The following is a 7,868-nucleotide window of genomic DNA, read 5'->3' as shown; positions in this document are numbered from 1 at the left end:
CCGGCACGCCGCCGCCCGGCGCCCCCGCCCCCGGCATGGTGCCCGGAGCGGGGACGCCGCCGCCGGGTGCGGGTCCCGCCCCGCAGCCGCAGCCGGGGCAGCCCACCGTGGGCCCCGGTTACATGGCCGCGCTGCGGTACCGGGCGCCCGACGGCTCCGAGCAGCAGCTCATCCGCCGCTCCGCACCGGGTGCCCCGCACCCCGAGTGGCAGCTGCTGCACGAGCTGCGGGCCATGAACGTGCCCCCGCAGCAGGTGGTGGAGCTCCACACCGAGCTGGAGCCCTGCGACCTGCCCGGCGGGTACTGCGCCCGGATGATCCGCGAGACCTGGCCCCAGGTGCGGGTCAGCCACACCGCCTCGTACGGCACCGACCACGCTTCCCGGCAGCAGGGCATGCGGCATCTGATCGAGCACCAGGGCGAGCTGCACCAGGTCGCCGACGGGCCGGCGCGGCCCGCGCCCAATCCGGTGCCGCTGCCTGCGCCGGGACAGGTCCCGCCCGCTCCGCCCATCCCGCCCGACGCGATCGGGCAGGAGCTGATGCAGGCGTTCGGGCCCCAGGGGGTCTTCCGGTTCGACCAGCGGGCCGTCTCCCGCCAGGGTGTGCCCGACATCGTCGCGCAGACCCTCGTGTGGGCGGGCGTCCCCCTCGATCTGGGCCCCTTCTTCTGGGGGCAGGCCCAGCCGGGACGTCCCATCCCCACGCTGGCCGAGCTCGCGCAGGAGCGTGGCGTCGCCGCCGCTTCCGACGCGGGCTCCTACCTGGTGGTCGGCAGCGACTTCGGGCGGCAGCTGTGCGTGCAGTACGGCACGGCGAACATCGTCGCCGTGCCGTTGGAGGCGGGGCCCGGTGGGCAGCCCGCGCCTCCGCAGTTCGTCAACACCGGGCTGCCGGAGTTCGCGCGCTGCGTGGCCATGCTGGGGCGGATGTGGCGGCTGCGGTTCGGTCTGACGCCTGAGCAGGCCGGACGGTGGACCGTCGACTTCCAGGCCCAGCTCGCGGCGCTCGACGCCCCGGCGCTGGGGTCGCCCGAGAACTGGTGGTCCGTGCTGCTCGAACAGATGTGGGACGGGCTGTTCTGATCCGAGGGTGCCCCCCCCCGAATGACCCGACCCCCCGAATGACCCGAGGGTGATCCGGGGGCGTGCCGGGGCGGCGCGCCCCCTCCGCCGGACGGACCACGGCGGCGCGCGGGCCGGGGCGCCGCGGGGGACCCTCGGTCCATGTACGGGGAGAGCAGCACCGTCTATCGCGCGGGTCGGCCGCGCCGCAGGCGCCGGTGGCCGCGGGTCGTGATCGTGGTGCTGCTCGCGGTGGTCCTCGTCGCGGCGGCGGCCGTCTCGGCGACGTACCTGTGGGCGGGTACCCGGCTTCAGCAGACGGAGGCCCTCACCGACTACCCGGACCGCCCGGCGCGCGGCGAGGGCACCAACTGGCTGATCATCGGCTCGGACACCCGTGCGGACCTGAGCCGCGAGGAACGCGAGGAACTGCACGTCGGCGGCGGCGGGCAGCGCAACACGGACACGGTGATGGTGCTGCACTACGGTGCGGCGGGACCGTATCTGGTGAGCATCCCGCGCGACAGTTACGTGCCGATCCCGGGCCACGGGAAAGGAAAGATCAACTCGGCGTACGCGCTGGGCGGTCCCGAGCTGCTGACGCGCACGGTCGAGGAGGCCACGGGGCTGCGGCTCGACCACTACGCGGAGATCGACTTCCTCGGCTTCACGCACGTCGTCGACGCACTCGACGGGGTACGCGTCTGCCTCGGCGAGCCCCTGCGGGACAAGAAGGCGGGCGCCGACCTGGACGCCGGATGCCAGACGCTGGACGGCAGGCAGGCCCTGGCGTTCGTGCGGGCACGCTACAGCGACCCGGAGGGCGACCTGGGGCGGGTCAAACGGCAGCGGAAACTGCTGAGCGCTCTCGTGCGGGAGGGCACGGGCGCTGACGTGGTGGCCGACCCGTTCCGGCTCTATCCCTTCCTCGGTTCGGCCCTGGACGCGGTGACCGTCGACCGGATGGACTCCGTCGGGTCACTCACACGGATGGGCTGGGAGATCAGGGGGCTGACAGCGGGCGAGGGCGGTACGACGACCGTGCCGGTGGCGAACCCCGGGCTCAGCGTGCCGGGCGTCGGAAGCGTCGTCGTCTGGCACCCATCCGGGTCACGCGAACTTTTTGATCAGTTGCGCCAGGATGTGCCGATTACGGCAACCACGGTGAAGTAGCGCATCCTGGGACGAGCCGGTCTCGCCGTGGTCGCCGGGACCGCATCAGGAGACGGGAACCGAGATAAGGGGCTCGAAATGAGTGCGTCGTCGCCGCACGGCTTCGTTGTCGTCAGGGGCCGCGGATACCGGCCCGAACAGGTCGACGCCCGGGTGAGCGGTCTCAACGCGGAGCGCGAGGCCGCCTGGGACCGCACCGCGCAGCTCACCCGGCTCGCGGAGGAGACCGCGGAGGAGGCGCAGCGGCTGCACGACGTCGCCGCCGCCCTGCCCCCGCAGACCTACGAAGCGCTCGGCCCGCGCGCCCAGGGGCTCCTCGGCACCGCGGAAGCGGAGGCGGCGGACCTGCGGGCGGCGGCCGAGGCCGAGGCCCACGAGCTGACCGAGCGGGCCGAGGAAGAAGCCCGCTCCCTCCAGGACGGCGCCAAGGAAGCCGCCGCCCGCCGCCGTGCCGACGCCGAGGCCGCCGCGGCCCGCACCGTCGACGCCGCCCAGGACCACGCCGACGAGCTGCGCGCCCACGCACGGGACCACGCCGACAAGACCGGCCGCGAGGCCGCCGAGGCGCTCCGCGAGATGTCGCGCAGGTGCTCCGCGCTGCTGGCCGAACAGGAGAAGGAACAGGCGGCCGAGTCGGATGCCGCCGATCGTGAGATCGCGCAGAACGAGGCCGCGTTCGCGGCGCACGCCGCCGACCTGGAAGAGCGCGGAGCGCGGGCACTGGCCGACGCCAGGCGGCAGCACGCCCAGGCCGAGGAGTGGGCACGGCACCGGCACGAGGACGCGGTCGCGCAGGGCGAGGAGCTGCTGGCGCAGGCCCGCGTGCGCGAAGAGGGCATCGCGCGGGAGACCGAGCGGGTGCTGAGGGAGCACACCGAGCGGGCCGACGAGCTGCGGCAGCACATGGCGCACGTCCGCTCGTCGCTCGCCGCGCTGACGGGCCGCGCTCCCGAGGCGGCGCCCGACACCGCCACCGTCCCGCCCCAGTCGGCCCCCGCCTCCCAGGACTGACCCGGGGCTGGGGAAGAGCGGACACGACGAGAGCCGCACCCGGCGACGACGGCGAACCCCCGGTGACCTCCCGGCGGAGCCGCACTCGGCGACGGCGGCGGCCCCCCGGTGGTCTCCCGGCAGAGCCGCACCCGGCGACGACGGCGAACCCCCGGTGGCCKCCCSGCCTCGCCACTCGTGCCGGCCACGGGAACGGGCGGGTGCGGGGGAGTCATCACCGTAGCCAACCAGCAGGCGGGGGCGCCCGCCAGCCAATTGTGGTTACAGTCGGGCGCATGACTGATGTGACCGGGTTTTCCGCGCGTGGAGATGTAGGGCCGCCCCGAACGGAGGGCGATGAGAGGGAGACCCTGACGGCCTTCCTCGGATATATGCGGGAGGCGGTGATCGCCAAGGCCGCCGGGCTCACCGACGAGGTCGGCCTCGCGCCGGGCGTGCCGTCGGGCACCAGCCTGCTCGGCCTCGTCAAACACCTGACCCGGGTCGAGCACAACTGGTTCGTGTGGGCCTACGCGGGCGACGGCGGTGAGCAGCCGCTGGACGACGACGCGCCGCCGGAGGCGGGGGAGACCGGCGAGGCGCTGATCGCCGCCTACCAGGACGCGATCCGCGCCTCGGACGAGGTCATCGCCTCCTGCGACGACCTCGGCCGCCGCGGCGCGCGCTCGCTGCGCGCGGGGGCCGAAGGCCCGACGATGCGGTGGCTGCTCGTCCACATGATCGAGGAGACCGGCCGCCACGCCGGCCACGCCGACATCCTCCGCGAGCAGACCGACGGAGCGACAGGGCGCTAGGCGCTAGGCGCTTTCGGGCTTGCTCCGGCAGGGGGTGACACTGCTCGCAGTGTGCGGGCTGCGGGTGGGTCGTGGCTTGTCGCGCCGGTCCCCGCGCCCCTTCGGGGCGCGGGGTCTGCCTTACGCGACGGGCGCGCCCTCCTCCGCCGGGAGCGTGTCCATGAACGAGCTGACGGAGAAGACCGCACGGCCCGCGCCCGCCGGACCGTACCCGGGCGGCGAGGACAGCCCGTGCCGCTGCATCGCGCTGCGGTAGGCGTCCAGCAGCCTGATGTGGTACTCCAGCGGCGCACCCATCGGGTTCGTCTTGCCCAGCGGCGTGGTCGGCTCCGGGCACCAGGTGGTGAAGCGCGGGGTGATGCCGTTGCCCATGAAGAAGTCCAGGCCCTCCGTGGTGGAGGCGATCGCCTCGTCCACCGAGCCGAAGCCATACGGAGCGGCCATCTCGACGCCCGCGACGAAGTTCGGGATCACGTTGCGCGGGCCGAACACGTCCGCCGAGTCGAGGATGCGGCGGTGCCACTCCTCGCGGCCGACGTAGCGCTCCTTGCCGGGGCAGTACAGCTCGAACAGCCGCTTGTCCCACACCTCGAAGTTGGGGTGGTAGATGCTGATGCCGTAGTCGTGGAAGCGCTGCACGTCCTCCTTGGGCAGTGCCTGCGCCACCACCTTGCCGGTCCAGCGCCCCGGGAAGCGCTCCTCGATGGCCTTGGCGTACCGGCCGTAGAAGTCGGCCTCGTCCATGCCCTGCACCTTGGAGGTGATCGAACCCCCGGTGAGGGTGTAGGCGTGCGAGGCGCCGAGCGTGTCGTGGTCGGAGATGATCTGGAGCGCCTCCAGCACCTCCTCGACCGGCTTGACGCCCGTGTAGGGGCGCCCGGCCGCCTTGTGCTGGCGCCAGTTGTGGTTGATGTCGCAGTACTGGCACTCCTCCTTGGCGCCGAAGTACTGGCACACCCGGAAGACGGTCAGGTAGATCAGGTAGCCCCACTGGATGGTCGGCGCCACCTCCATCACGGACTTCCCGTTCGCCAGCGCGTGCCGGTAGTAGTCTGGCATCGGCGGCAGGCCGACATCCGCGATCCGCTTCCCGTCCAGGTACAGCCCCAGAGCGCCGTCCTCGCCCGCCTGCACGCGGTACGGCGAGTCCGGGTTCACCCGTACGGAGACGACGGTGCGGCGCAGGTCGTACGGGCCGCCCGTCAGCACGACCTCCTCCGGCGGGCGGCGCAGCGCGGCCTCACCCAGTTCGGGCAGGGTGCGGTGGTCGAAGGAGAAGATGAAGTACGACTTCGGCTTCACCTCGCCGGTGGCCTCGTCGGTGGTGTCGCTGAGCGCCGAGTCGTCGAAGGCCATCCCGCCGCGGAGCAGGTCCTCCTTGAGCACGGCCTCCCGCGGGATGTGCTCGAAGCGCTGCATCAGGTCCTCGACCAGGGCGGTCCTGTTGCCTTGCTCCTGCTCGTGCTGCGGGGCCCTGCCAGAGGGCAGGCGGGACGGCATCGGCAGGGGAGTGGGCGTTGGCGGCATGTGCGATCGGCTCCTCACTTCGCGGCCCGGGGGCGTACCCGACGGTACTCCCGCGTCCGAATGAGCCGCACACCTGCCCTCTTGGTTCGGTTTCGGTCGCCTGCCAGGGCCGGTCTCGGCCGCCTGCCGCCCCGGTCACTCCCACACGTCGGGGCCGCCGCCGCGCCACTCGATCAGGTTCGGGTCGTCGAGCTGGATGTCGGCGGGGTCGAGCCCCGCCCGGCGCAGGAACTCGACGACGTCTTCGGGCCTGTGCGCGAACCCGAGACTCTCCGTGTGAGCGGTCACCTTCCGTGCTCCGGCGGCGGACGGAGGGTGTACGACGATCGGTGGAGTCATACCCCCAGCGTGCAGCCGAGGCCAACGCCTCGCACCCGCGGGGGACCTCCCGCGCCCTCGGCTCCCGGTCCCCGGCTCGTCAGCACGCCCCACCTCGGTTCCGGTATATCGAGTGAAGTGCGCATACATCCCGAATGGCGCCACCGCACCCCGGGCAGGCCCGCACGTGTCCGCATCCGCCCGTCCGGGTGGACGCCACGCCCCGTCGCCGGGACTGGCCGCCTCGAACACGAGAAAGGCACCCCATGCTCAAGCGCACCGCGCTCGCCACCGCCGCACTGACCGCCACCGTGCTGCTCGCCGCGGGGGGCACGGCCGCTGCCTGCCCCGTCCACGAGGGGGGCCGCGACCAGGGCGGCAGCGCCCCGCACGCCCACCAGCTGCCACCTCAGCAGCCCGCCGGACCCCAGCAGCAGAGGGAGCCTCAGCAGCAGGGTGGGCCGCAGCAGCAGAGCGGACCGGAACAGGCCGGGCCCCAGCCGCAGATGCAGACGCTGCCGCAGCAGGCGCAGCAGGCGCAGTTGCGTCCGCAGTTGCGTCCGCAGACGCTCCCGCAGCAGCAGGGCCGTATGGACGGCGACCAGCAGGGCCGTATGAACGGCGACGGGCACGCCCGGGAGCACGGCATGGGCGACGGACAGGCTCGGGAGCACGGCATGGGCGACGGGCAGGCTCGGGAGCACGGCATGCGCGAGACCGTGCGTCCCGTCGACGGCGCCGAGACCGGAAGTCTCCTGAGCCCGCAGAGCATGGGCCGCATGTTCGGCAGGTGACGACGCTCGGCCTGTGAGGGCCAGGCTGCACCGCGAGGGCAGCCGCCACGGACGAAGGGCGCGGCTTACGTGGGAGCCGCGCCCTTCCCGCGTGCCGGGCCCGGTAATTCGGTTGGCGCCCCTGGGAGCGCCGCCTAGAGTGCGTCCCATGTCTGCCTGCTCCTGCGCCTTCGCGGCGTGCGCCTGTGCCGCGTGCGCCGCCATGACGCGCCCGCGCCGCCCGTAGCGGCGGCCGTCTTCCCCTGCGAGAAGCTCCGCCGCTTCAGCGCGTCAGCGCCGGGCGGCTCTTCGCGCTGCCCGGCTTCCCCCGAAGCCGCGGAGTTCCCGTGCCCAGGCACAGCACACGACACACGACCTTTCACGACGGCCGCCACGAACTCGGCCAGAACTTCCTCACCGACCCCGCGACGATCCGCGGGTTCGTCTCCCTCGTCGCCCGCACCCGAGGGCCGGTCATCGAGATCGGCGGCGGTGACGGCGCGCTGACGGTGCCACTGGAGCGGCTCGGCCGGCCGCTGACCGTCCTGGAGGTGGACGGCCGCATGGCCGCCCGCCTCCGCCGGCGGGTGACGGGCTCCACCACCGTGCGGCAGGCCGACTTCCTGCGCTGGAAGGCCCCCCGCACCCCGCACGTCCTGGTCGGCAACCTTCCCTTCCACCACACCACCGCCATGTTCCGCCGCATCCTGCACGCGCCCGGCTGGACGGACGCGGTCCTCCTCGTCCAGTGGGAGGTCGCGCGGCGGCGCGCGGGCGTGGGCGGCGCGACGATGATGACCGCCCAGTGGTGGCCCTGGTACGAGTTCCGGCTGGTCGAGCGCGTCCCCGCGAGGGCCTTCCGCCCCAGGCCGGGCGTCGACGGCGGCCTGCTGACCGTCACCCGCCGTCCCGAGCCGCTGCTGGCGGCCGGCACGCGGCAGCGGTACCAGGACTTCGTCCACCGGGTCTTCACCGGCCGTGGCCGTGGTCTCGCCGAGATCCTGCCGCTCGCCGCACGCGGCCTGCCCCGGCGGCGGATCGTCCCGTGGCTGCGCCGCGAGGGGCTGTCCCCCTCCGCCCTGCCCAAGTCGCTGACGGCCCCGCAGTGGGCGGAACTCTTCCACCTGGCGGAGGGGCGCCCGTGGGAGAAGTCCGGTGCTGGCCTGAGGCAGGGGCCTGAGGCGGGGGTCTGAGGCGGGGACCTGAGG

8 protein-coding genes are annotated in these 7,868 nt (G+C 73.6%); 6 read left to right on the top strand and 2 right to left on the bottom strand.

Going from position 1 to position 7,868, the window contains the following annotated elements:
• From AB8Z75_RS28445 to AB8Z75_RS28430, 4 genes are all read left to right on the top strand, one after another.
• Nucleotides 1–1,085, top strand: a 1,085-nt coding sequence (locus AB8Z75_RS28445) for an SUKH-4 family immunity protein (protein ID WP_369206912.1), incomplete at its 5' end; no start/stop codon positions are given.
• Between the two features lie 141 nt (nucleotides 1,086–1,226).
• Nucleotides 1,227–2,237 carry an LCP family protein gene (locus AB8Z75_RS28440; RefSeq protein ID WP_369206910.1) on the top strand — a complete coding sequence of 337 codons (1,011 nt, stop codon included), beginning with the start codon at nucleotides 1,227–1,229 and terminating at the stop codon, nucleotides 2,235–2,237.
• Nucleotides 2,238–2,315: 78 nt separating this feature from the next.
• Nucleotides 2,316–3,248 carry a cellulose-binding protein gene (locus AB8Z75_RS28435; RefSeq protein ID WP_369206908.1) on the top strand — a complete coding sequence of 311 codons (933 nt, stop codon included), beginning with the start codon at nucleotides 2,316–2,318 and terminating at the stop codon, nucleotides 3,246–3,248.
• A 275-nt stretch (nucleotides 3,249–3,523) separates the two neighbouring features.
• Entirely contained in the window at nucleotides 3,524–4,042 is a 519-nt protein-coding gene (locus tag AB8Z75_RS28430; protein WP_369206906.1) for a DinB family protein, read from the top strand.
• 120 nt (nucleotides 4,043–4,162) lie between these two features.
• On the opposite strand, the gene AB8Z75_RS28425 is transcribed toward AB8Z75_RS28430, so the two are convergent.
• Together AB8Z75_RS28425 and AB8Z75_RS28420 are read right to left on the bottom strand one after the other, a co-directional pair.
• Nucleotides 4,163–5,542, bottom strand: a complete 1,380-nt coding sequence (locus tag AB8Z75_RS28425) for a radical SAM protein (protein WP_369206914.1) — start codon at nucleotides 5,540–5,542, stop codon at nucleotides 4,163–4,165.
• A 162-nt stretch (nucleotides 5,543–5,704) separates the two neighbouring features.
• Nucleotides 5,705–5,908, bottom strand: a complete 204-nt coding sequence (locus AB8Z75_RS28420) for a hypothetical protein (protein ID WP_369206904.1) — start codon at nucleotides 5,906–5,908, stop codon at nucleotides 5,705–5,707.
• Nucleotides 5,909–6,153: 245 nt separating this feature from the next.
• Here AB8Z75_RS28420 and AB8Z75_RS28415 point away from each other — a divergent pair, with 245 nt between their 5' ends.
• Both AB8Z75_RS28415 and erm read left to right on the top strand, forming a co-directional pair.
• Nucleotides 6,154–6,681, top strand: a complete 528-nt coding sequence (locus tag AB8Z75_RS28415; protein ID WP_369206902.1) for a hypothetical protein — start codon at nucleotides 6,154–6,156, stop codon at nucleotides 6,679–6,681.
• Between the two features lie 326 nt (nucleotides 6,682–7,007).
• A complete protein-coding gene (gene erm, locus AB8Z75_RS28410; RefSeq protein ID WP_369206900.1) occupies nucleotides 7,008–7,853 on the top strand; it encodes a 23S ribosomal RNA methyltransferase Erm in 846 nt (281 codons plus the stop codon).
• Nucleotides 7,854–7,868 lie beyond the last annotated feature (15 nt).

Origin of the sequence: Streptomyces sp. PU-14G, assembly GCF_041028275.1 — a bacterium.
Taxonomy (GTDB): domain Bacteria; phylum Actinomycetota; class Actinomycetes; order Streptomycetales; family Streptomycetaceae; genus Streptomyces.
This window is presented reverse-complemented; position numbering and strand designations above follow the sequence as displayed.